The organism is Methanosarcina sp. MSH10X1 (assembly GCF_004099695.1).
Taxonomy (GTDB): domain Archaea; phylum Halobacteriota; class Methanosarcinia; order Methanosarcinales; family Methanosarcinaceae; genus Methanosarcina.
In genome coordinates, this window is the sequence record NZ_SCHL01000001.1 from 286,203 (window position 1) to 310,904 (window position 24,702).

Below are 24,702 nucleotides of genomic sequence, written 5' to 3' on the forward strand. Positions count from 1 at the left end.
GATCCGGGGATCTGTAAACCGGAGTGCAGGAGTGAACTGGGCAGCCCTTTTGAACTGAAGGCATCGGGATAGTTCAGATCCTGAACCCAAAATACAGAGCATATAATAGATTGTTAGAAGCGGATTACAGGCTCATGCTTTACAGCCTTTGCAAGTTCCAGAAAAAGAGTTCCTCAAAATAAAAAATTAAAGTTTCAGCAAACAAAAAGAGGATATTCAAAAAGAGAATATTCAAAAGGATAATACTCAAAAAGAGGGTATTCAAAAAGAGGGTATTCAAAAAGATAATAGTCAAAAAGATAATATTATTTTGTTAAAAATCAGTTTAGAAGTAGATGGTAGAGTCTGAGTCCCTATTCTCAGGTCTCTACCTGCGATCCAACCCAAAGATTAAGAGGAAACCCTATTACTCTTAATCTATACCTTTATAATGACCCGGTTATATATATCATAACCGATAAGAAACATTGTTTCTGAGTTGAAACTTCATTATAATTGAAAAATTATATTATATCAAAAATTCCAATTTCATTAAATTACAAATTTATAAAAAGGTTGTATGATATGTTATTACAAATAATTCTTTGATGAGGGCTGCCCGGATATACAAATATGTAAGAAGCTCTCTCTACCAAATACAGAAAAAAATTTGTTATTTTTATTTTATAAATTTTTAGTTATAGAAATGAAATTATAAAACGTTTCCATGAAAAAGTTTTAAATGTTTTAACTCACAGAGTAGAATAGAGTAAATCCTGAAAGAAAATTTTAGCCTCTTGTTTTGTATTCATGATGAGATAAATTATGAAAAAAGATAGCATAGATAAAAAATTGCTGGAGAGCGAAAAACTGTATCGCATGCTATTCGACCATAGCATGGATGGTATTATGCTGACTGACCCGAGAGAGGGTGGAAAAATCCTGTCGGCTAATCCAGCAGTTTGTCATATGCTTGGGTGGACGGAAGAAGAACTTATCGGCAAAGGGTGGAGGGACATAATATTTGACCCGGAAGACCCTGCATTATCTACCCTGCTGGATGAACGTGCACGCTCCGGATCAGCAAAAGCCGAGATTACTTACAGGCGCAGGGATGGAACCACTTTTCCCGGGGAAGTAAGCACTGCCATCTTCTTCGATACCAATGGAGAGCCGCGGGTAGTTGCTATTACTCGAGACGTCACTGAGCGTAAACAGGCTGAAGCAGCACTCTGTGAAAGCGAATCACGTCGTAAGGTTGCTGAAGCCAGGGAAGCTGAAAGAAAGCGGCTTTTTGACGTGCTGGATAAGCTGCCAGCAATGATATCCCTGTTAACACCTGACCATCACGTTACCTTCACCAATCGCAGCTATCGTGAGAAGTTCGGCGAGCCCGGGGGCAGGCACTGTTATGAGTATTGTTTTGGGAACACCGGACCGTGTGAGTTCTGTGAGGCATATAAAGTACTTGAAACCGGTCAACCCCATAACTGGGAAGTCACCACCCCGGACGGAAGCGTGATTGATGTTTATAACATCCCGTTTACCGATATTGATGGTTCCCCTATGATCCTCGAGATGAACGTTGACGTTACCAGGCGTAAAAAAGCCGAAGAAATCCTTAAAAAAGCGCATAACAATTTAGAAGAAAAAGTTAAACAGCGTACAGAAGAACTTGAGAAGGCTTATTATTCTTTGAAAGAAAGTGAAAGAGGGCTTGCTGAAGCTCAAAAAATGGCTCATATTGGAAGCTGGGAGTTGGATCTTGTAACCGGCACACTGGATTGCTCTGATGAAATGTATCGGATTTTCGGACTTGATCCTGAAAAATTCGGCGCAACCTATGATGCATTGTTGAGTCATATACATCCAGAAGACCGGGACTGTGTTAATAATGCTGTTATGGAAGCTTTAAGTGGAAAAGCCTACAGTATTGATTACAGGATCATCCTGGCAAATGGAGAGGAACGTATAATCCATGAGCAAGGAAAAGTTATTTTTGATGAGAAAAATATTCCTGTTCGAATGTTTGGAACAGCTCAGGATGTCACTGAGCGTAAAAGGACAGAAGAAACCCTGGAAAAAATTGAGGAGACTCGCATAAAAGAAATTCATCACAGGATCAAAAATAATCTGCAGGTTATCTCATCTTTGCTCAGTCTTGAAGCTGAGAAATTCACTGATTCAAAAATCCTTGAAACCTTTAAAGAAAGCCAGAACCGTATAGCTTCGATGGCTCTTATTCACGAAGAGTTATATAAAGGGGATAAAATCGATACCCTTGAGTTTGGAGATTACCTTAGGAAATTGACTGCAGATCTTTTCCTCTCGTATAACCTTAGAAACGAGAATATCAACCTCAGCCTGGATTTTGAGCAGGTTTATCTTGGCCTTGATACTGCAATCCCGCTAGGTATAATAGTCAATGAACTGGTGTCGAACTCTTTGAAACATGCTTTCCCTGATGGGAACAAATGGGAGATCAGTATTAGTTTGAAGAAAATAAAAGAACTCACTACAAATAAAGAGGACTCGAGGGAAGACTGTGAATGCAGCCGGGAAAGGGATTTCCAGTACACACTTACAATAGCAGACAACGGAAGGGGTATTCCGGAGGGGATAGATTTCAGAAACACTGATTCTCTTGGCTTGCAGCTTGTAAATATTCTTGTTGAACAGATAGAAGGCTGTATAGAACTTGGAAGAAACCAGGGAACAGAATTTTGTATCTGGTTTAACAACATCTGAAATGAACTCGAGAAATAAGCCAGTAGAATCAACAGGTGTTATATTTACGCCAGGAAGAATCATCACCCGAGAAGAGTAAATCAGCAAGATAAATAAAGGTCTACACTACCATTGCTCCCGTTGAAATTTTTCGTCTGGAAACATTTTTTGATTGAATACAATTTTTAGTATCATTAATTTAAAATAGATTATAATATTACTATGTTTCGTAGTTGGGGGACAAACGGGGTATCATCTCTCAAACGAAGAATCGCCCGGAGGTTGCTGGCCCTTCTTCGAATTAATATGTTTGGGAAAGCATAAATTCGAAGAAACTGTACCGGGGAACACAGTAAACGGATTCAGTGCCTCAGGATTCTTCTTAAACTTTAATTTATCGTATTTCTTCTTAAACTCTAATTTGTCGTATTTCTTCTTAAACTCTAATTTGTCGTATTTCTTCTTAAACTCTAATTTGTCGTATTCTCTAATTTTTCTTAAACGTTTACTGCTTCTAAATTAAACCTGTTTATTGTTTAACTGACTATCAAATTGAAAATATCTTACAGGTTTTTGAACAGGATCCTGATCTGGAATGCAACGTTTAACTTTTTACCTGCAGGTCCGGGAAGTTGTCAGAGCAAATTAACTCTCAAATAATTATTAACATTCCCTTTATATGCTTTCAATTGTATAATTATTAAATGATAAAATTTCCCTTTGCGATTATCGGAGAAGGATATGAAAAATAATATTAGAGCCTCCGGTATTGACATTATTGGAAACATACCCTGGGGAACACATTTCTGTCAGTTTTATCAGACAAAAGAAGATTTGATAGGTATAGTTGTCCCCTATCTCAAAGCCGGACTGGAAAATAATGAATTTTGCATGTGGATAGTCTCGCCGCTCCTTGAGATAGAAGAAGCAAAGGAAGCTCTGAAAAGAGATATTCCTGGGTTTGAGTTTTATCTGGAGAAAGGGCAAATCGAGATAGTTTTGTACGCTGACTGGTATGTAAAAGATTACGTTTCCGAATTGGAGGAATCCTTAGAAAAACGGGTTGAAAAACTCAATCAGAAGGCTGCGAGTAATTACGATGGCTTGAGGTTAAGCGGGGACTCTTTCTGGTCCGAGGCGCACCGGCAGGATATCGTCCAATATGAGGGAGAGGTGGATAGCCTCATTGGTAAACATCATATGATAGCTCTATGTACCTATTCATTTGATAAGTGCAGCACAGCAGGAATTGCTGAGATAGTTACCAACCATCAGTTTATTCTAGCCAGAAGGGAAAGGAAATGGGAGAGAATAGAAAACTTCGGGCGGAAAAGGGCTGAAGACGCAGAAACCAGATTGAGAGAAGCTTTTGAAAGCCTTGAGAGAAAAGTTAAAGAGCGTACAGCCGAGCTTGAGGAAGCTTATAATTCACAAATGGAAAACTCGAGAAGGCTTTCTGAAGCTCAAAAAATGGCTCATATCGGAAGCTGGGACTGGAATCTCATAACCGACCGTATATACTGGTCTGATGAAGTATATCGAATTTTTGGGCTCACTCCTGATAAATATAGCCTGTCTCTTAGCAAGGTTCTGGACAATATACACCCTGACGACCGCAGTTTTGTTGGTAATGCAATTAAAAGAGCCTTAAATGGAGAGCCATATGATATTGAGTACAGAATAATCCCAGCTGATGGAAAAGAGCGTATAGTCCATGCACAGGGCGAGGTTAACTTTGATGAGAAAAATGCCCCTGTCCGAATGAAAGGAACAGTCCAGGATATAACCGAACGTAAGAAAACCGAAGCTAAAATTCAGATGCTTGCAAATGTTGTGGAGTCATCTGATGATGCCATTATAACCGAATCTCTCGATTACATTATTACAAGCTGGAATAAAGGAGCAGAACAGGTTTACGGCTATTCGGCAGAAGAGATTCTCGGAAATGATATCTCCATTCTGGCTCCGCATGATTTGAAAAATGAGACAAGAAAATTGGTTGAACAGGTTAAGCAGGGAGAAAAGATCCAGCAATATGAGACTTTACGATTGGGAAAAGATGGTAGAAGAATCAACGTTTCAATAACTATTTCTCCAGTTCTCGATGTTCATGGAGAGCTTACTGCCATTTCACTTATTTACAGGGACATAACCGAAAAAAAAGAGGCAGGGGAAGCCCTGGCAAAACTGGAGAAAATCCGCATAAAAGAAATTCACCACAGGATAAAAAACAATCTTCAGGTTATTTCCTCTCTTCTAAGCCTCCAGGCGGAAAAGTTCAGCGATGCAAAAACCCTTGAAGCCTTCAGGGAAAGCCAGAACCGCGTAACTTCAATGGCTCTGATTCATGAAGAACTCTACAGAGGGAACAGGGTAGACAAACTTGATTTCTCGGATTACCTTCAAAAATTAGCCGAAGATCTCTTCTCATCATATAATCTAAGGGACAGTGGTATCAGCTTGAAAGTTGACCTTGAGCAAGTTTATCTGGATATGGATACTGCAATTCCTCTTGGAATCATTGTAAATGAGCTGGTCTCAAATTCTTTCAAGCATGCTTTCTCAAATGAAAGGGAAGGGGAGATATGCATAGCCCTGAAAAAAGCGGAGAATTTCACTGTGCATGAGGAAAGTTCCGGGGTAGAGCCGGGATGCAGAGGGGAGAGCGACCTGCAATATATACTCAGAGTGACTGACAACGGAAAAGGTATCCCGGAAGATATAGATTTTCGAACTGCCGACTCCCTCGGGTTCCAGCTCATAAATCTTCTTGTCGAACAGGTAGACGGCTGCATCGAACCAGGAAAAGACCGGGGAACGGAATTTACAATACGGTTTAGCAATACGGGAAAATGAGCCAATCAAACAGGTTAACCGGATACATCCAGACCGAAAACTCAGGTATTATGAGCAAGTAGAATAAGTAAATAAAAAACACTGTAAAAAACCCTGTGCCGGTTTTGAAATTTTTAACCTTAAAATATTATTTGTTTGAAAACAATTTTTGATATAAATAATTTAAAATAATTTAGGTTATTAGTATATTCTGGAGTTGGGAAGTCGGAGTAGAAGGGGTAATTAGACTCTACCACACAGAAAATCGCCTGGAAGCACCATCCTTCTTCGAGCCGGTATGCTTGGGGAAGCATAACTTCGAAGAGACTGTATTGGGGGATACAGTAAACGGATAAGTGCCTCCGGGCCTCTTCCTGTGCGTTTTTTAAATCTCTTTTTATGTTATTGACCTGTAGCCAATAACATAAGGGGGAATTCTTCCGCCCGAATTTAACCTCTGGAAGATGAGACCTTTTTCGTTTCACTCAAAGGATGACCTATGGGCAAAAAATGTTATTTTTTTAAGTAGTCCGTGGACTTAACGAGCTCTTCACATTAAAAAAGAGAATGCTAAAATAAAGGTAAAATTTAAGCTTAGAATTCAAGTTCAAGCGCTACAGGGCAGTGATCCGAGCCTGTGATTTCAGGATAGATAGTAGAAGATTTAACATTGTCCCGCAGATTCTCACTGATGAAGAAATAATCCAGGCGCCAGCCGACATTCCTTTTGCGTGCGCCGGTCCTCATTGACCACCAGGAATAGTTTCCTCCCTCAGGATTGAACATGCGGAAGGTGTCAATATAACCGGCTGCAAGGAAGTTATCCATCCAGGCTCGCTCTTCAGGGAGGAAACCGGAGATCATTTCATTTTGCTTTGGGCGGGCAAGGTCTATTTCTTTATGGGCGGTATTTACGTCCCCGCATATGACAAGCTTTCTACCGTCTGCCAGGAGGGCGTTTGCATGATCTAAAAAGGCATCATAAAAATCCATTTTGTATTCCAGACGCTCCTGGGAGGCTTTGCCGTTAGGGAAATAGATGTTCATTAAAGTGAAATCCTCATAATCAGCCCGCAGGAAGCGTCCTTCCCGGTCAAATTTTTCTATCCCCATGCCGGTTTCGAGATTCAGGGGCTTTTTCTTTGAGAAGATTCCGACTCCGCTGTAGCCGCTCTGTTCTGCTGAAACAAAGTAGTTATAGTAACCTGGCATGTTCTTGGCTTCTCTGGGGAGCTTATCAGGAGAAACTTTAGTTTCCTGAATGCAAACAATATCAAATTTCTGTTCCAGCAAAAGCTCAAGAAAACCTTTCTTTATTGCAGCCCTGAGGCCGTTTACATTCCAGGAGACGAGGTTATAGTGGCCAGACATTTTTTCCTATCCCTAAGCGTGTTTCAGAATTTGAGTTATGTTATAAGAAGATTAAGAGCAGCATGCAGTAAATTAAACCAAAATCCACTGAAATTAAATCGAAGTTAAATTAAGCCGGAATTAAATCGGATCGAACTGAAATCAGATCGAATTAAAATGAAAATAATTCAAAGTCTTAGTAAATAAATGCTCCTTATTTATCCAGCAAATCCTGCCTGTGGTCAAAACGCGAACAAAATGAAAAAATAAAATAATACTTCAGATCATTATTGAGAAAAACTGTTAAGAAAAAAATCTGACCTTCTATCAGCAACAGACCATCGGCAACAGAAAAGGTTTAAGCCAGGACAGCAGGGAAACTTATGAATTTAATAAAAATTGCCTGTATTATGCTTGCAATTGCACTCTTTCTTGGAATCCTTACCAGCGGGGGCGGAGATGAAATGCCAGCAATCTCACCCGAACCCGGAAACGAGATCGTAAGTTCGGATGTCAGCGGGTTAGCCGGCACGGTGAAAGCAGAAGAAAAAAGTGAGATAGCCGCACCTGCTGTCCCGAAAACCGAGCAGGATTCCCCTATTCCGGAAAAGGGAGAAAGTAAGCTTGCAGGCGAAAGAAGGAATATAGAGAGCAAGGTAAGAGCTACAGTTAGACTTGTTGAAGCGCAGGGAAAAGAGTTATTTCCTTCGTTCCGGGAAGAAGGGTCACCCTGGTTCCAGGACGACTTCTGCATTCTTGTCTGGACCCCCGATGGTACCCAGGTAGTCTGCCCTTCGGATCCGAGCCGTGAAGGCAAAAATATCAAAGAACTTGTAGATGCAGACGGCAAGCCAATAGGAGAACTCTTTATAGAAACAGCCCTGAGCGAAAAAGGCGAAGGCTGGATTGAGTATAACTGGCAGGATAGAAACAGTTCCGAGCCTTACCGCAAGTGCACTTTCGTTAAAAAGGCTTCTTCCGGGAAAAGAACTTACATTGTCGGAGCGGACTTCTACCTGGAGGACTATATTGTTTGCAGGAATCTTGAAGCATGCAAGTACACAGACGAGCCCGGAAACTCTCAGATTGCCGAGCTCCTGAATCCTCTAAGTCTTGATAGGAACCTTGAGCTTGACTGCAGCCTTGCACATTCCATTATAGAACCCGGAAGAAATACTGCACCCCATATAATGGGAAATCCCGAAATCCATTATATCCTTGAAGGACAGGGCCTGCTTTATATTGATGGAATCCCGATCGAGATACGCCCTGATCAGCTCATATGTATCCCTGCGGATTCAATCCAGAGCACATACAATACCGGAAATACGACTCTTAAATTCCTGATTATAGACCAGCCTGCGCGGTCAGAGCAGAATATAGATTTTCTCGAATTAAAGAAATTAGACTGAACCAAAAAAGAGTAACAGGATTGAATTAAAAGAGTAAACGAACTGAATTAAAAAGGAACAGCACCGGACTGAAAAAAGAAGCAAGACTGGACAACGAAAAAAACGTAAATTATAGAAGGGATTCGGGATTAATCTCGTACACAAAATGCAGCCCCCAGCTATCAAGGGTGCCTTCGTGCTTTTCTGCAAGGTCTGCAATTTTCAGAGTCCAGGTTCCCTGTATTTCTTTACTTATGGCAGGCCGAAGGTTCTCATCATTCCCGGTACTGAAGATTTTTTTGAGTTCTTTTCTGCCGAATTCCATCCTGTCAAGCAGGGTCAGCTTTTCTCCTGACGGCATAATCAGTTCCGCTTTGAGATCCCCGATGGAAGGGTGGGTAATCTCAAGCGAGACCTCAAGCTCAAGGATTTTTCCCGGTCTCTCGATTCCGATCAGGCTTTTTATTCCTGCGGGGTCGGAATCCGGAATTATAAGCCAGGGGAAAATTTCCCTTTTAAGCTCTTCCTTCTCGGCTTCTATTAACAGAAACTTAATTCCCCAGCTCAGGAAAGAACCTGCATTTCCTTTTGAATAGTCGGCTACGGTAAGGCTCCATTTTCCCCTGGCTCTTTCCCCTATGCATTTCCTGAGGTCAGGAATTGAACCCACATTATAGGTTATGACGAGGCTTTTATCTTTTCTCGCCAGCCGTTCGTGAAGTACTATAACTTTCCCGATGGGAGTCTTTAGAGTAACCCTGATATCCCTTAGATAGGAATGTTCGATATTTACACTGACCCGAATATCTCTGATAAGCCCGTCTTCAGGAAAATAAATTGAACTCTCTATTCCCTGAGGGTTCATGTCCGGGATAGGGATCTCAGGAGAGATTGCCCTTTCAACCGGTATAAGGTCTCCTTCCGGCTTCCCTATACCGACCGCAGCCCAGGCATTCCTGATTGCCGCATATTCAGGTCCCTTCTCCCCATACAGCTGGCGGCAGGCGTTGAGCAGGGCATACCTGGCTTCGCGGAAAGTCCACCTGCTGAGGGTTGCACTGTGCAGGTAAGCCGTGAGGGCAAGGTAATAGATCTTTTCAGCTCTTGTTCTGGAAATTCCTTTGACCGTTATCCCGTAATGCGTTCCGCCTTCTATGGTCAGGTAAGCAGCCCTGTTGGGAATTCCGCTGTTTTGATGGATATACCCGCTCTGGTTCCTGTCAATATCAGGAAGCTCTCCGGGAGCAAGCCGTATAAAATTGTCAATATGGTCAGGCTGCCCGAATCGCGGAGGATCGGAAAGATCCCTCAGGGCATCTCCTTCATGGTAAGGAGTGTAAACGCCTTCCCCAATCTGCCAGCTCGTTATTTTTTCCCCATTTGAGATAAGGACTGCAAATACATCTGCAAAAGACTCATCAAGCGCTCCCGCTTCTTCGCTGTACACAAACCTCGCTGTGTGCGCGGCAATTGCGTGGGTCAGCTCATGGGCTACAATATCGAGCGCAAAAGCCATGGGTTTCCAGCGGAATCCGTCCCCGTCTCCGAAAACAAGCTGCTTGTGAAAGTCACTCCAGAAGGAATTGTTATACCGCTCCTGGTAATGGACCGTGGAAACCAGAGGGGAACCCTTATTGTCGTAGCTGTCCCTTCCAAAGCTGTTTTTGAAATAATTATACACGATTGCCATGTTTTCATGGGCTGCCTTTGCCACCTCATCAGCCGTTGCCTGGTCATTCTCAAGCACCAGCTCTCCTGGCAGGGAAGCGGCTGTTTTTGCACTGTACGTTTTTCTGGAAAGTGCAGCCCTGATCTGCGAAAATCTATCTAATAGTTCCCCGGTATGCGCATCAATGAAATGAAACCTTCCTGCAAGTCCGCTGGCAAAAATTGACTCGAGTTGCCAGGCGAGATGAAGCTTATTTTTGCGGTCTCTAAAAAGCATAAGCCTTGAGCGAGGAGTTGTAATAACCTTATCCGGACCGATATCCAGATGGACAAGTTCGATAGCTTCTTCTCTTGTAATTTTGGGTTCCAGTTCAACAGACACTTCCGCAAGCCTGAAGTCCTTATATGCTGTCACCTGCCCCTCAGGGTTTATGTGAACCTGGGTTGAGCCTTCAAATACAGGAATACTTTTGATATGCTGGAGAAAAATTACATGGTGAAACCCGGAAAAATCCGTCTCGACCGTGAAAAGTTCAAGGTTTTCATCAAGCTCCTGCTGCATGTCCGAAAGTTCCCTGTATTCTTCCAGAAAAGTTCTTGCTATTTGCCCAGGATTTTCAGTTGAAGGCTTCGAAAGCGTACCTTTGATAAAGCTCGGAATTTTCGTTCCGGATTCCCAGAAAGTTTTACACTGAGGATCGATTTCTTTCAGTTTCTCGGCAGCTTTTTTCTGCTTTTGATTCAGTCCCCTCATGTTTTCCCATATCTTAGTTTTCCCTCTCCCTATATCCACTTTTCACCCTGAACTTATTAATGAATCTGTACTGACCCGCCGCAAAAGTTATTCCCTGGGTGATTTATGAGGCAGGCACCTGGACTGAGTTCGGTTAAGAAACATGATTTTGTTAACGACTGCCCAGAAAAAGCAGAAGAAAAATTATTGCGGAAACTGGTAATTCAGGATTAACCAGACCCCTCCGCCAGCTGTGAATTAGGGGCAAGAGCCTTCACGAGAAAGCAATACTACTAATTAAACAACACTTTGTGGCATCCGTGCAGATAAACATTAATCGTATGTGCCCTATCCTATAATTCAAATGTACAGAATAATCCGAATCCCTCCGGAAAAAGGGGAGGAAATCAGGAAAAAAGCAGTCAGGGAGCATTTTCTGGATACTGAAAGAAAAATTCGAAAATTCCGGACTGCAGAAAACGCTTTTCTTGAAATTCCTGTCACCGAGGCTGCTGGGAAAAGCGTTGAAGGTTTTCCGGTTCTTGAACAGGAGAATCCGGAATTTCCTGAAAAGCCAGGTTCCCTGAAAGAATATCTCAAAGACTTTCTTTCCGAAGCCGAACTTGCATGCGTTCCGGCAGGCTGGCAGATTCTGGGGGATATAATAATAGTCAGTATCCCTGAAGCACTGGAGGATAAAAAGATAAGGATAGCTGAGGCTCTGCTCTCTATGTATCCGAAGTGCAGGACCGTTGTAAGAGATCTCGGAATCGAAGGGCAGTTCCGCCAGCCAAAAAGGGAGCTTCTTCTTGGCACCGGAACCGAAACCATCCACAAAGAACACGGCTGCTTCTTTAAGCAGGATGTAACAAAGGTAATGTATTCCAAAGGCAACCTTGAAGAAAGAAAGCGGATGAGCAGGTTAGGGAAAGGGGAAGTTATAGTGGATATGTTTGCGGGAATAGGGTATTTTTCAATCCCCATGGCTGTGCATTCCAGCCCGGAAAAAATAACGGGAATAGAGATCAATCCCGAATCTTTTGCCTACCTGAAGGAAAACATCAGGTTGAATAGGGTAGAGGAGATTTTTATCCCGGTCTGCGGGGACTGCTCAACGGCTGCCCCGGAAGGAACAGCCGACCGTGTGCTTATGGGATATGTAGGAACAACGCATCACTACCTTGAGCCTGCTATAAAAGCCCTGAAAAAAAGCGGCGGGATTCTCCATTATCATGAGACAGTCCCGGATAGTCTTGCCAGGACCAGACCTCAGGAAAGGATCAGAAAAGCCGCATATGCGCTTGGAAAGAAAGTGGAGATTCTGGAGACCCGCAGGATTAAAAAATACTCTCCAGGCGTCCTGCATGTCGTTGTGGATGCCCGGATATTCGAATAAAGAGTTATTCAACAAATTCAGTGCCATCAACCCGCAACTGGCTTTTATCCGGTGAAAAGCGGGGATCTGTCAGTTTTACTTTGCTCGGGGAGCCGGGTATGACGTTTATATCCATGCTGAGAATTTTTCTGTAAATATTCCTTTTTTGCACAATGGGCCACCAGCCATAGAGGAAAACATAAACAGGCTCCCACATGGCAACCCAGCCGATAATTATCAGGCCTTCGGAAAGCATGGTGCTTACAAGCCCCTCCTCAAGTGTTGAAAGAAGCCGGATCATGAGCAGACAGAGAGATAGAAAAATGATCGCAATTGTCATATTTCGCCTTCCCCGCTGGAGAAGCCTTCTCAGTTCTATGTCAGTGAGAACTTTTTTGTAGGAAAAATGATTCCTGATCGCTCCTTTAAGAAAACGTCCCGCCTCCCCATCGACTTCGGAAGGAGGGACATATATTAAGATTTCAAGGGGCTTCTTTAGAGGGAACTCTGCAACCGTATTATAAATATATTCTTCCGCTTGCGGGTCAAGCTCTTTTTCATGAAAAGGTGCAGGATCAAAGGAATTGAAAATTTGCATCAGGCTGTGAAGTTCAAGTTCGACCAGGAGTTTTCCGTCCCGCTCCCTGTAAAGGGCATCGGTGCTTTTCGGGGAAAGATCTATCCCCCAGACCATTTTAATCCACCTTCTGTAAGCGTCTTTATAGGTTTTAAGGAATTTTCAGGTTATCAGAGTTTTGAGAGGTTTTAAAGGCTTGAAAAATTATTGAGTCTTCAAAATTAAATGTCTTATAAACATAGTTAGAACAGTTTTCTGGTTCCATATAAGGCTTTGCTTTTTTCGCTTCCGGCTCCAGGACAAAATAAAAGGTGTTAAGGCTCCTGTTTTGAGGTAAAATGATAGGCTGAAAGTTTCTCCTCCTGGAGCGAGCCTATTCCTACATATACATCCATATCAGCGATTTTCCGGAAAATATTGCGCTTGTGGACAACAGGCCACCAGCCATAGAGAAAAATATATACGGGCTCCCACATGGCGACCCAGCCGATTATGAGGAGACCTTCGGAAAGCAGGGTGTTCAGCAGGCTTTCCTCGAAAGTCGAAAAGATCCGGATTGTGAGAAGGCACAGAAACAGGAAAAAGAGCGCGATTACAAGGTTTCTTCTTCCCCGTTGAAGTAGCCTTCTCAGGTCGATTTCGGCAAGGAGTTTCTTGTAAGAAAAATGGTTTTTGATGGCTTCTTTCAGGTCAGCTTCGATTTCTGCACTTATGTCTGCAGGAGGGAGGTATATCATTATCTCAAGGGATTTTTTCAGGGGAAATTCGTCTACAGCGTTGTAAATGTATTCTTCTGCATCCGGGTCGAGCTCTTTTTCACGGAATGGGGCAGGGTCAAAGGAATCAAAAAGCTGCATCAGGCTATTGAGTTCAAGTTCGATAACAGGCTTTCCTTCATGTTCCCTGTAGAGGGCGGCAGTTCCTTCCTGTGAAAAGCTCTTCCTCCTGTCTCTGTTAATGCTTATTCCCCCGGCAGGTTTAAAATTCAACTGTATCTTCAAGAATTAGCCGTAGATTTTGGTAAACCGTTTTTCCGGTGAACCGTTTATTTCCGTTGAGGCATCCCACTCCTTTGCATGCCCCGAGACCTGTAATAGTTATTAAGCTTTTATAAATATAAATATAAAATCTCAGATAATCCAGAGAAGTTCTTCCGGTTCCCCGGAAGCTAAAATTAAGGAGTGAAAGCTCAAAAAACAGGGATTTTCAATAGTGCGACCAGAATTCTCAGAATCCTTAATACTGTGCTGCAGCCTCCCTGATTGCGCTGCACAGTTCTTCGGGCTTTCTGGAGCTGATAAGCATTCTTTCGCCTGAGATAAGTTTCAGGATTACCACAGGATTGACTTTTTTTGAAGACTGGGGTACATCATATTCTTTTCCTGTGAGAGGGTCATAAGTTTTGATTTTGCATTCCTCCACTATATGGAAGGGAATCTTTTTGAAGGAAAAATTAAGGGGTATCATACGAATGTATATTCCGTCACTTCTGACCTCGGTTATGTGCTTTGTGCAGTAGAATACGAGAGGGAAAAATAATCCGAAAATAATCCAGAGCGCAAACAGGTATACACCGGGAACGTTATGGACTCCAGCAGGTTTTCCGAAGACCAGGCTATGAATTTCGACATACCAGAGCAGGAGCGCAGGATAAAGGACCGAAACCAGGAAAAAGTTATTGCGCAGATCCTGTACCTCCCTGTAAATTACATATGTTTTCGGCTGTTCCATAAAAGTTCCTTCCTTGAAACGTGCCTTACCTCTAAATACCCTAACTGGAAACCCCTTAATTAAACACGGGCATAAAGTCTCAGTACCTTAGCAGAGGCTTGTCGTAGAAAATGTTCCTGACATTTTCTATAAAAACTGAGTAAATAAACCTTCCGAAAAAAATAGAAATTGTATATATCCTTTAATTTAAAAATTTGAGAATAATGAGAATATAATACTATTACTTTTTAATGACATTTTCCGGTATCTGTTCATGATTTCTTTGCAGTTCTATGGAGTTTACCTTTTAATACCACTTCCGATGGCTTCAAAGAGTTTTTCCGGAGCCCCGGACCCAATAATTAGCTTTTTCACCTTCTTCCCGCCAGTAAGAAAGACCGAAATTATTAGATACATGAGAAAAATATTATATTAAGATATGTAAAAAATCACGTAATGTTAGAAGAAAATATGTAAAAAATCACGTAATGTTAGAAGAAAATATGTAAAAAATCACGTAATGTTAAAAAAAATTCCTGAAAAATTAAGTAAAATAAATTTAAAAAAGTTTATTGAGAAAATGGTTCTCAAGCCTTAGAAACCCAATCTCTCCATCTCTTTAAGCACGGCTGAACTGAAATCCGTGAAATTCTGGATTCCGCCTGTCCAGGCTGCGAGCATCATGGCATCGTTGATCTCGGTTCTCGTGGCTCCGAATTTCTTAAGCCTTTCAAGGATTTTTACCGCACTCTGGATATTGTTGTTGGAGCAGGCTATAGCAAAGACAATGAGATGCTTTTGCTTAGTAGAAATCCCACCATCCCTTTCTTCCCAGATTGCTTTGTAAAAGCCTGCTACACCCTCGGCAAAGTTTTCGTTTATCTGTCCGGCGTATACAATAGATCTGGGCAAAAAACCCTTCAATTCCCTGATTTCTTCAGTAGCTTTCTCCATAATCATCATATGTTATAAGGCAGGAACAAATATAATTGTATCTCATCAGAAGACATAAAAGACCAGGGGAAATAAGAAAGAAAAAGGTAAAGAAAAAGATTTTTCCTGCATGCAAATCCGGAAGTTTCTGATAATCGACTTCGGAAGAGTTCAGGTCTCCAGTACCTCAACCGTCAGGTCAGCATTGATGATATGATCAAAATTTATTATTTCGTCCCATTTCTGCTGCATGAATGCAGACTGGAAGCAGACTCCTATGATTTTTCCTTTTTCCGATCCTTCAATGATTTTACCTGCAACTTCTTTTGCTTTTTCAGGACTTATCCCGATCTTTGGCATTGAAAGCCCGCCAAGCAGGACAACAACTTCAGCGTGCGGATCTGTAAGTTCCCCAAGCTGCATGCCTTCATAATCCATGAATATGGACCTGGCTTTCTCAAAATCCTGACTGGAAACAAAAGCAAGCTCCCGGTCCCGGACTACAAAACCGAGAAGTTCGGCAAAAGGCGTGCAGAACCCTGGAGTTCCTACAAATGTGATCTTCCCTGCGCCTTCCACAAGACTCCTGAAACTATTCAGGATGCCTCCTACTCCCTGTGAGGTACTTATAATTGGCACGAAATTCTCTCCTTAAGGCTTTAAATAAAATCTTTTTTTGATTATTTTATTTCAGCTCTATATTTTTACAATAAGATTGGAGGCATTCACTTAAATAAATAGTGTTAACAGCGTTTACTGGAAAGGATTCGGAAAATGAGAATTATTGACAGAAAAGTGAAATAGAAAAATCAGAAAACAAACAGGTTCGGCAATTTAAAGTAAAAAGGAGACAAAGAAGAAAAATAAAAGAGAAGAAGAAGCAGAAGAAGAAACAGAAGAAACCTGAAAGAAAAAAATTGAAAATAGAATTAAAAGCAAGAAGATAAAAGTAAAATCAAGAAGATTAAAAAAGGATTAGAAGGGCATTTGCCCTTTAAACGTGCCTTATCCCGAAAGATTGCAACAGGATTTCCGGGTAGAGCCCGCCGCTGGAAATGGTCTTCGTGCTCTTTAGATCGTTTACCGTGAGCCTGGCAGGGGCGAACATGCCTGCGTCAACTTTAAAGAAGTCAAAGTTTGCTTCTTTGAAGGTCTGGTAGAAAGGTTTTCCGAAGTCCCGGGAGGTTTTGGAAGGCACTTTCTTTACGAACTCCTCAAGGTCGGCCAGCTCTCCGTCGAAGCGGACCGTGTAGTTGGTTTCGCCGCAGTAGATCACACAATCATTGGTCGAGCCCATGCACTGCACATCATTTCCGACTACAGGAGCAATTGGTGCTACACCGTATCCGCTTTTTATGCAGTTGATGTCAAAGCCGATGGATTCAAACTTGTGGATTCCGGTTTCAACGACACGGGCTGAGATCTGGACAGAGCCGGCAATAGAAGCCGTAGGAGCAACAGCAATCATTACATTTTCGGGATCTACACTGCAGTGTTTTGCAATGTATTCCACAACCTTCTCATCAGGAAGCTTATCAGATTCCATGACAAGGACTGCAGCTTCGAAGTCATCTTCATACCCTATTTCTTCATAGAGCTCTTTAGGCTTCAAGCCGAGGGCACGTGCAGGACCCGAACCCATTCCGAAATAACTGCCTACCGAGATCCTCCAGCCTGCATACTGGGAAGCCATACAGGCAATTACAGGATTGTCAGTTGCTACCTGTATAGCAGGCCATTTGAGACCGTTCAGGTCAAAAGTAGTATATTTGAGATCAGCAAGGTCAGCAAGGCAGAGTCTTGCCAGGTACATTCCGGCTTCATATCCACCCTCGGCTTTAACTCCACAGTCGATAACCGTAGCCCCGTTGTCGAGCTTGAACACTTCGGTTTTCAGGTCTTCGCTCCAGTCGAGCATCTCTTCGATGACGTATGATCCCATTTCGTTGACGCTTATCAAAGTATCACCTTTACTACTGGCTCCGGGATAAACAGTAAATCATCCTCACTAAGGACGTTATTTTTGCCTGCCCTTATTACGCAGGAGACTGTTTATCGGTCAGAGAATTGCTTATAAAGAACGTTGCTTGTAAGAATAATCTCAATCGAGAGTTTTATCGATCAAAGGACCGGTAATTAATCGGCTGACGTTTACCGGGATAAAGGTCAAGCCCACAGATAAGAGTTAACAGACAAGGTTATTTATCCGATAAAAGGGTATCCAGCCGATTGAAGGTATTATCGGATAAGTGTACAGTGATTTCTTCCTGTAAACTCTTCTTTCCTGTAATTTGTTACCCGTATGGGAAGAATCCAATATATAGCTACTGCTCTATTATTTTAATTGTGATATTTTATTCTTTCAAGCTTACAATGAAAACCCGGTCATTTTTCCGAACCGGTCCGTCAACAGCCAGACCTACGAGATCTCCTTTTTCAGCCCTCTTAAGGACCTCGCTTTTTTTCTTCAGGGAATGGACTCGCTGTCTCAAGTAAGTAGTATTTCCTTCAATTATTATCTCGTCTCCAGCCGCAATCCCTTCCTCCAGAAGCCTGACGGCTGCAGCTTGCTGTCTCGGATAGTAGTTTTCAATTACTCCGGCAGCCCTGCGCTGTTTTTTCGAAGCATTCATATCTTTTTCAGGAGAAAAGCCCTCAAGTCCTGGAACTCCAAAGTAAAAGCCAGTTGAAAAGCCCCTGTTATAGACCGAGGCAAGTTCGCGTCTCCATGTTTCTATTTTCTCAGGAGTATAGTTTCCTTCTACGCAGGCGTCGATCGCCTCCCTGTAGCATCGGGAAACCGTTTCAAGGTAGCCCGAATCCCTCAGCCGCCCTTCTATTTTAAAGGCAGTAACACCAGCTTCAAGAAGTTCGGGAATGTGCCCTATCATACAGAGATCTTTTGCACTGAGAAGGTATTTTCCAAAGCTTGCTGCGACAAGTCCGCTCTCCCCGTGAAGCTCCCATTCCCAGCGGCAGGGCTGGGAACATTCCCCGCAGTTCCCGGATTTCCCGAGAGCATAAGCCGAGAGATGACATCGGCCTGAGATAGCCATACACATCGCACCGTGGACGAAAGTTTCAATTTCCACTTCAGTCTGCTGGCTTATTTTCCCGATCTCTTCAAGGGAAAGCTCTCTTGAGAGTACAATCCGTTCTGCCCCGAGGCTTCTGTAGAAATTTGCAGTTTCATGGTTGGTAATATTTGCCTGCGTGGAGATATGAATTCGAAGCCCGGCTCTCTGCGCCCTGAGAATTACAGCCGGGTCCCACGCAATGACTGCATCAACTCCTGCATTAGAAGCTGCAGCTATAACAACCGATGCATCTCCGAGCCTTTCCTCGTTTACTGTTGAGTTTACAGCCAGGTAAGCCCTGAGTCCTCTCGCTCTTACCTCAGAGATGAAATCGCTAAGGTTCTCCAGAGTGATTTCCTTTGCCTTAGCCCTGAGGCTCAGCCTGTCGGTTGAAAAGTAAACCGCATCCGCGTGTCCTGAGCAGGCTTCAAGCCCTGAAAGGTTCCTGACCCCTACAATGAGCTCAGGTTTTGGATCTTTACGCATGAAGACAGAAAATAACCATCTCTCATTTAAAAATATCTTATTGCTCCTAAACAGTGTGACAAATAATGCTAAGAATTGTCAACTTTTAGCGATTTGCAGGAAGAAACTTTGGTTGACAGAAAACTTTATATAAACGAAAAGCGTTTTCAAAAATGGGGACTAAGGTAATTTAAAGAATTAACTTTTGTTAATAAACAAAAACAAGAATAAATTACTGTCATTATAAAGCAAGAATAAACTACTGTTATTAGAATCCAGGACGGGGGGATAAAATGGAACACGAACTCGAAGAAGTCGAGAGAGATTACATAGAATTCAGGAAAGAAATGGGAGAAGAATAAATTCTTGGGGAGAATAATAGACTGTAGAAATCTGGTGGAAAGCGACAAAATTAAGAGGAAAAAATATACTTTTTCAAAGATGAAATAAACTCCTATTAGCACCAGAACTACATTTTCTTTATTTTTGATTGAAGGGCGCTGAAATGCTTTAAAGATTTTTTGCCGGATTTCTGTTTATCTTTATCATGCGGCTTTTTATTGATAGTGCAGTTTTACACGGTTTATTTAAGATGTTTGGAGGAGAATCTATCTGCCAGAAATCCCTCCAGATTCTATCATACTCTTACGTAGCAAACCAGTTTACTATAATTCAAATCCTTCAATCGAGTTCTACATTATCCCTGCTGATTTCAGCCTGATTTTCACACTATACGGTGCATATTTTATAACCCGAACAGGGCAGTCTATCCATAAGCTAAATTTTGAAAAATCCGCTTTTGCTGCACTCCTGTGGGATTTCTGGTACCCTGTTACGTCTTTAACCCTGCTTATTTTTGTAAGGGCTCATTATAATACAGGCATTATCAATAATATTATTTTTATATTTTTTTAATAGATCCCTTCCTATTAATAGATCCCTTCCTATTCAACCTGCCCACCCTTTCACTTCAATAACTTCTTCTCTTACCTTAGTTCATTTATTTTTGTTCAGGTAGTTTTTCTGCTACTTTAGTGAAAATCCTATATTCAATCACACGACCTGCGAATTCTCACCTGGCAGAGGTAATCTTCTTTTTGTACCCCGGTATAAGCCGAAATCCTGTATGTTCCGAATAGGATGAATTAAAAATTCCTAAGATAGGAGGAGAATTTTGTAAATTTAGTGGTATAAATATAAGAAGTCCGTATCTTATTGAATATTATAAAAATGATTTAATAAAAGAAAATCACAGAGTTTATATATATAAAAATTATTGTTATCTTTTTAAAGAATTTATGGTTATCAGATAAAAATTATTTTGTGACCCCGGTCACATTGAACAGATGCTATAGAGGCCGAGTCACATTTGTTTGAGATTTAATTTACAGGAGTTGAAATATATGAAAAACAAAATAATCGCATTTGATTTCTTAAGGGCTTTAGCAATAGCAATGATCATCCCGGCTCACTTAAGCAACTTTCTGTCTTCTACTTATAGCAAATTAGCCCTTTATGCTGTTGACCCTTATGTTGCAAATATGGGTCTGGGGCTTTTTATATTCATGAGTGGGTATTTGCTATACTATAACAATCACTCAATAGATTCGTTTCAGAATGTATTGTTCTTCTACAGGAAAAGGCTCCTGAGAATTTTCCCTCTATACTGGGCTGCTATTGCCGCTTTTACACTTGTATTTTTTATATTTGCTCCAGAGCTGAATTCAGGCTTTGTATTCCCCAATGCTGAGCATGTTTTTAGTTTTAAGAATCTGATCATACATATATTGGGATTGCAGATTTTCCTCGCTCCTGCTTACGCATTCCCGATGTTGACATTATATTTTATCGGTCTGATTATTGTCTTTTACACTATTTATCCAATCATAATCATGCTCTCGAAAAACTCAAAACAGCTTTTGCTTTACTTTTTCCTTGTATTTCTCGGGTTTTCATTAATATCTAAAGTTTTTAACGTTATTGATCACCGTTTTTTTATGTTTTTCCCCGTATTTGTATTTGGAATCCTTACCTGTAGAGAAAGCCTGTTTGAAAAGTCCATGGCAAGTATCGTGAAAATTCCTTTTGTCCAGATACTCCTGGCAACCCTTCCTGTTATATTCGTACTTATTATTGTCCTGGGTTCAAGAACATCGCTTCTCCTTGACCCGAAAGTCTCATTAACCATTGCGTCCGCAGGCAGCGGCACTATAGGATCTTCCATGGTTGTATCGATGCTGGAGAACCTGGCGAATTCAGTGGATATTGGGTACGTTACTCTGAAATTCATTATCGATTCTGTACTACTCAATGCATTCATAATAACGTTCTGTATGCTGGAATACAGGTTCGCAATGAAATTTGTCAATGATAAGCTCTCAGGTTCCCAGGAGTCTGCCCTCAGTTATATCGCTACAGCTTCATATTGCATTTACCTTTTTCACAGACCTTTCCTGGCACTCTGGAATTCGGGCACGAGCTTTATAGGCAACCCAATTCTGCACGATGTTATCGTAATATTTGTAGCCTTACCCTTCCTGCTATTCATTTCATATCGTCTCCAGATTGTGGAATTAAATTTTAAGCAGTCCATTTCGCACAAGAAAGCACCCGGCAGGAACTTACCACTTACAGCCTCTACAATAAGCTCCGGCAAGTTAGCAAGTATCAGGTCGAAAATGCCTGGGAAAAGATCGAAGCTTTAAAAAACCAGGTCTGAAACTTCTAAGCCCGGCTTAGCAGATTTCATTCGCAAGCCATTTACAAAAAATCCTTGACCGCAAGCCTTTTAAAAAAAGGCTTGAGCGAAAACCTTTTAAAAAAATCCTTGACCGCAAGCCTTTTAAAAAAAGGCTTGAGCGAAAACCCCCTCTTGCGGGTGACAACCGGTGCAACGCAAACTTTTTCAAAAAAAGTTTGATCAAAAACGCATGATTTATCTAAACCGGTGTAACCGGAGCGTGATAAACCGGTGCAACGCAAACTTTTTCAAAAAAAGTTTGATCAAAAACGCATGATTTATCTAAACCGGTGTAACCGGAGCGTGATAAACCGGTGCAACGCAAACTTTTTCAAAAAAAGTTTGATCAAAAACGCATGATTTATCTAAACCGGTGTAACCGGAGCGTGATAAACCGGTGCAACGCAAACTTTTTCAAAAAAAGTTTGATCAAAAACGCATGATTTATCTAAACCGGTGTAACCGGAGCGTGATAAACCGGTGCAACGCAAACTTTTTCAAAAAAAGTTTGATCAAAAACGCATGATTTATCTAAACCGGTGTAACCGGAGCGTGATCGACCGGCGCAACGGTTTCGGGTCAACGCTTGCATTCAGGAGAGCCAGGCAAAAAGAGAGGTTTACAGAACTATTTTTTATGTTTTATGTTTTATTTTTTATTTTTTATGTTTTATGTCTATGTTTTGTGTATTACATTTTATGTTATAGAGGGCGGGGTGAGGGGAACCATGAGGGTTGATTACGGGATGAGGGGAGAAAAAAACAGCAGAATGGGTTCTTCGTATGAGAGTATAGAATATAGAATTTTGAGGGGATTATATAAACAACTGAGTACGAAAGCTGTAATTTGATTCACGACTTTGAGCTGGTGCGGCAACCTTCAGGAAACCACAGTAAAAATAAGAATTAATACAATCTTTGGAAAATCATTTAAGAAAAGACGCTGAGGGGGAGATTCGAACTCCCGCAGCGCGAGGCGCTACCGGTTTTCAAGACCGGCGCCGTGGTCCGCTTGGCTACCTCAGCAGGTAGAGAAAATTATCTTTACGGCTTCCGGAAAGAAAATGGTGCAGGTCACCCTGGGATTCCGGCGAGCGTATACAGAAAACCCGATTATGGTATATAAAATTTGCGAAGAGGAAATGCTCCTCGCTTTTTTGAAGACTGTGCGGCTGAAATCAGACTTCAGGTTCTGAGGGTCCCTCGGTCTCGGCTTCGGGCTCAGGTTCAGCTTCGGTTTTAGCTTCGGGTTCAGCCGGTATTTCGGCTTCGGATTCAGCTGTTACCTTTTCAATAAACTGGATTTCCTTAAGGTCGGCATACTTGAAGAGTTCAGATGCAACCCTGTTCTTTGCCATGAGCCAGCGCTGATTAAAGGTCAGGCCCGTGGGGGTGTAGATTTTTGCAACGCCGTCATCGATCTCGATCTCCAGGTCTCTGAGGCCGGTGTAAAGAGCTAGCAGACCCTGTATTTTTTCAATATCCGTTTCAAGAACCTTTTCAATAGTATACTCATAGGTTACAGTCTTGCCTGCGAGAGGGCTGTTAAAATCCACAGTGACCCTGCGCCCTATAACCCTGCTGACAATTCCCCGTCTGCCATCTACCTCAACCGCAAGGCCAGGGTGAACATTTCGGTCCTTAAGTTTCGTGATAGAGATAGTTTCCACAAGTTTGGGATTGCTCGGGCCAAAGGCCTTTTCAGGAGAAATTGCGACGGATCCGGTGTAACCGACTTCCTTTCCCTCGAGATCTTCATCAAGGCCTTCAATAGTATGACCTGCCCCGACAATAACAACGTCTCCGCCGTAAAGCCCGCGCGGATTGAAGATGTCTTCTTTTTTTGCAAGTTCTTCGTCTGTTGTGTCGAAAATCTTGCCATCTTCGAATTTACCTGTGTAGTTCAACTTTATAAAATCGCCTTTCTGGATTGCCATAATTTTCAACTCTTTTATTAAATTAACTAAATTGATAAGCAAGACAGCTATTCATTGTCAGCCAAATTCAGCATAAATGTGTTTCACGCTATAGAACTCTGCCTTTAATAAGCTTTTTGGGAATCCGCAGGGTTACCGCAGATCCGACGAACAGTATTAAAAAAGTTTATTTGCGAAAATATTCTCCCGGAATCAATATCGTTTGACCTCAAGACCCGCTTTTCGAAAACAGATGTCCTGAAAACGAGCATGCAAGACTATTTTAATTTATATAAGTAGTAGTTGCCAGCTTTTGCTGGAATGTCATCTTTCTGCAAATTGTCCGGACAAAAGCAAAGGTTCGGGCAGAAAAACTCATACCCGGAGACTCTAAGTCTGAGATATTTCCAAGTTCAGGTCACTTTCTCATATTTCATATGTCTTCCGATTACTATTTATGCCACTAAATTACATAAAATATTTGAATATAATTCAGGGTATAATTTTGGGGAATTCGGAATATAGTATTAATTTTTTTCCGTTCAGTGTCCTGTTTATACATTCATCCGCTGGTGGATAAGGCACTTAACAGAAGATTTCCGTTTTCAAGAGGGATATATGGAAAAGAAGCTTATGAGGATAGGAATTTCCCTGCCTGGGGAACTTCTGGACAAATTTGATAAAACTCTTCTGAAGAGAGGTTATTCTTCCCGGTCTGAAGGAATAAGGGATGCCATAAGGACATATAACCAGCACTATGAGTGGATGCAGCAGATCAGGGGCAAAAGAGCTGCAACAATTTCAATAGTATACGATTGCTCAAAAACCGGAGTATCGAACAACCTGGCAAAAATTCAGCATGAAAATATAGATCTGATAAATTCCTCAGTACGTTTCCATATTGAGCCGAATTCCTGTTTTGAAGTGATAATTTTGCAGGGTGAAGGGGAGAAAATCGTAGAACTGACTGAAAAAATCTTAAGTCTAAAAGGAGTCAGGCACTCCAGATTAACAACAATCCCTAAAGAGAAGATTGAAAAGACGGTTTAAAGCCTCTAATCCCGGAAACGATTTGAAATCCGATTATCTCTAATCTCATGTCCCTGATCTGGCCTTAAAAACTTTGAATATTCAGGAAGAACACAAATCTGAAATGTCTCGTATATAGCTTTTCAGTGTGCAGGAAACTTAATTCACAGGGCATGGAGTCCAGAGGATTATTCGAAA

General features: G+C 41.7%; 16 protein-coding genes and 1 tRNA gene. 6 read left to right on the plus strand and 11 right to left on the minus strand.

Annotated elements, in window-relative coordinates; genetic code table 11:
• Positions 1–804: 804 nt before the first annotated feature.
• Positions 805–2,727, plus strand: a complete 1,923-nt coding sequence (locus EQO05_RS01155; protein WP_128502949.1) for a PAS domain S-box protein — start codon at positions 805–807, stop codon at positions 2,725–2,727.
• A gap of 720 nt (positions 2,728–3,447) precedes the next feature.
• Complete coding sequence (locus tag EQO05_RS01160) at positions 3,448–5,562, plus strand: MEDS domain-containing protein (RefSeq protein WP_128502951.1); 2,115 nt, start codon at positions 3,448–3,450, stop codon at positions 5,560–5,562.
• Between the two features lie 573 nt (positions 5,563–6,135).
• Here the strand turns inward: EQO05_RS01160 and EQO05_RS01165 are convergent.
• Positions 6,136–6,912: an exodeoxyribonuclease III gene (locus EQO05_RS01165; protein ID WP_128502953.1), complete on the minus strand. Its 777-nt coding sequence runs from the start codon at positions 6,910–6,912 to the stop codon at positions 6,136–6,138.
• A 362-nt stretch (positions 6,913–7,274) separates the two neighbouring features.
• On the opposite strand from EQO05_RS01165, the gene EQO05_RS01170 reads away from it, so the two are divergent.
• Positions 7,275–8,303 carry a cache domain-containing protein gene (locus EQO05_RS01170; protein ID WP_128502955.1) on the plus strand — a complete coding sequence of 343 codons (1,029 nt, stop codon included), beginning with the start codon at positions 7,275–7,277 and terminating at the stop codon, positions 8,301–8,303.
• 109 nt (positions 8,304–8,412) lie between these two features.
• On the opposite strand, the gene EQO05_RS01175 is transcribed toward EQO05_RS01170, so the two are convergent.
• Positions 8,413–10,743 (minus strand): M4 family metallopeptidase, encoded by a 2,331-nt coding sequence (locus EQO05_RS01175; RefSeq protein WP_128502957.1) that lies wholly within the window; start codon positions 10,741–10,743, stop codon positions 8,413–8,415.
• A gap of 304 nt (positions 10,744–11,047) precedes the next feature.
• On the opposite strand from EQO05_RS01175, the gene EQO05_RS01180 reads away from it, so the two are divergent.
• Positions 11,048–12,079 (plus strand): class I SAM-dependent methyltransferase family protein, encoded by a 1,032-nt coding sequence (locus tag EQO05_RS01180; RefSeq protein WP_128502959.1) that lies wholly within the window; start codon positions 11,048–11,050, stop codon positions 12,077–12,079.
• A gap of 4 nt (positions 12,080–12,083) precedes the next feature.
• Here the strand turns inward: EQO05_RS01180 and EQO05_RS01185 are convergent, their stop codons facing one another.
• From EQO05_RS01185 to EQO05_RS01215, 7 genes are all read right to left on the minus strand, one after another.
• Positions 12,084–12,752, minus strand: coding sequence for a hypothetical protein (locus EQO05_RS01185; RefSeq protein ID WP_240664258.1), 669 nt, complete (start codon positions 12,750–12,752; stop codon positions 12,084–12,086).
• A gap of 197 nt (positions 12,753–12,949) precedes the next feature.
• Entirely contained in the window at positions 12,950–13,624 is a 675-nt protein-coding gene (locus tag EQO05_RS01190) for a hypothetical protein (protein ID WP_240664259.1), read from the minus strand.
• 247 nt (positions 13,625–13,871) lie between these two features.
• Entirely contained in the window at positions 13,872–14,366 is a 495-nt protein-coding gene (locus EQO05_RS01195) for a DUF6141 family protein (RefSeq protein ID WP_205793647.1), read from the minus strand.
• Positions 14,367–14,939: 573 nt separating this feature from the next.
• Positions 14,940–15,299: a carboxymuconolactone decarboxylase family protein gene (locus tag EQO05_RS01200; RefSeq protein WP_128503155.1), complete on the minus strand. Its 360-nt coding sequence runs from the start codon at positions 15,297–15,299 to the stop codon at positions 14,940–14,942.
• 150 nt (positions 15,300–15,449) lie between these two features.
• Positions 15,450–15,917 (minus strand): DUF2124 family protein, encoded by a 468-nt coding sequence (locus EQO05_RS01205; RefSeq protein WP_128502961.1) that lies wholly within the window; start codon positions 15,915–15,917, stop codon positions 15,450–15,452.
• Between the two features lie 355 nt (positions 15,918–16,272).
• Positions 16,273–17,238 (minus strand): methenyltetrahydromethanopterin cyclohydrolase, encoded by a 966-nt coding sequence (gene mch / locus EQO05_RS01210; RefSeq protein WP_128502963.1) that lies wholly within the window; start codon positions 17,236–17,238, stop codon positions 16,273–16,275.
• Positions 17,239–17,632: 394 nt separating this feature from the next.
• Positions 17,633–18,841, minus strand: coding sequence for a peptidase U32 family protein (locus tag EQO05_RS01215; RefSeq protein ID WP_128502964.1), 1,209 nt, complete (start codon positions 18,839–18,841; stop codon positions 17,633–17,635).
• 1,382 nt (positions 18,842–20,223) lie between these two features.
• On the opposite strand from EQO05_RS01215, the gene EQO05_RS01220 reads away from it, so the two are divergent.
• Positions 20,224–21,525 carry an acyltransferase family protein gene (locus tag EQO05_RS01220; protein ID WP_128502966.1) on the plus strand — a complete coding sequence of 434 codons (1,302 nt, stop codon included), beginning with the start codon at positions 20,224–20,226 and terminating at the stop codon, positions 21,523–21,525.
• A gap of 975 nt (positions 21,526–22,500) precedes the next feature.
• On the opposite strand, the gene EQO05_RS01225 is transcribed toward EQO05_RS01220, so the two are convergent.
• Together EQO05_RS01225 and EQO05_RS01230 are read right to left on the minus strand one after the other, a co-directional pair.
• Positions 22,501–22,585, minus strand: a tRNA-Ser gene (locus tag EQO05_RS01225).
• Between the two features lie 152 nt (positions 22,586–22,737).
• On the minus strand, positions 22,738–23,496 hold the full coding sequence (locus EQO05_RS01230) for a peptidylprolyl isomerase (protein WP_128502968.1): 759 nt from the start codon (positions 23,494–23,496) through the stop codon (positions 22,738–22,740).
• Positions 23,497–24,093: 597 nt separating this feature from the next.
• Here EQO05_RS01230 and nikR point away from each other — a divergent pair.
• Positions 24,094–24,525, plus strand: a complete 432-nt coding sequence (nikR, locus tag EQO05_RS01235) for a nickel-responsive transcriptional regulator NikR (protein WP_128502970.1) — start codon at positions 24,094–24,096, stop codon at positions 24,523–24,525.
• Positions 24,526–24,702 lie beyond the last annotated feature (177 nt).

Coding starts and splice junctions, on each gene's coding strand:
- EQO05_RS01200 (WP_128503155.1), bottom strand. CDS start 15,299: ATGGAGAAAGCTACTGAAGAAATCAGGGAATTGAAGGGTTTTTTGCCC.
- EQO05_RS01160 (WP_128502951.1), top strand. CDS start 3,448: ATGAAAAATAATATTAGAGCCTCCGGTATTGACATTATTGGAAACATA.
- EQO05_RS01180 (WP_128502959.1), top strand. CDS start 11,048: ATGTACAGAATAATCCGAATCCCTCCGGAAAAAGGGGAGGAAATCAGG.
- EQO05_RS01155 (WP_128502949.1), top strand. CDS start 805: ATGAAAAAAGATAGCATAGATAAAAAATTGCTGGAGAGCGAAAAACTG.
- EQO05_RS01215 (WP_128502964.1), bottom strand. CDS start 18,841: ATGCGTAAAGATCCAAAACCTGAGCTCATTGTAGGGGTCAGGAACCTT.
- EQO05_RS01185 (WP_240664258.1), bottom strand. CDS start 12,752: ATGGTCTGGGGGATAGATCTTTCCCCGAAAAGCACCGATGCCCTTTAC.
- EQO05_RS01230 (WP_128502968.1), bottom strand. CDS start 23,496: ATGGCAATCCAGAAAGGCGATTTTATAAAGTTGAACTACACAGGTAAA.
- EQO05_RS01165 (WP_128502953.1), bottom strand. CDS start 6,912: ATGTCTGGCCACTATAACCTCGTCTCCTGGAATGTAAACGGCCTCAGG.
- EQO05_RS01220 (WP_128502966.1), top strand. CDS start 20,224: ATGAAAAACAAAATAATCGCATTTGATTTCTTAAGGGCTTTAGCAATA.
- nikR (WP_128502970.1), top strand. CDS start 24,094: ATGGAAAAGAAGCTTATGAGGATAGGAATTTCCCTGCCTGGGGAACTT.
- EQO05_RS01195 (WP_205793647.1), bottom strand. CDS start 14,366: ATGGAACAGCCGAAAACATATGTAATTTACAGGGAGGTACAGGATCTG.
- EQO05_RS01170 (WP_128502955.1), top strand. CDS start 7,275: ATGAATTTAATAAAAATTGCCTGTATTATGCTTGCAATTGCACTCTTT.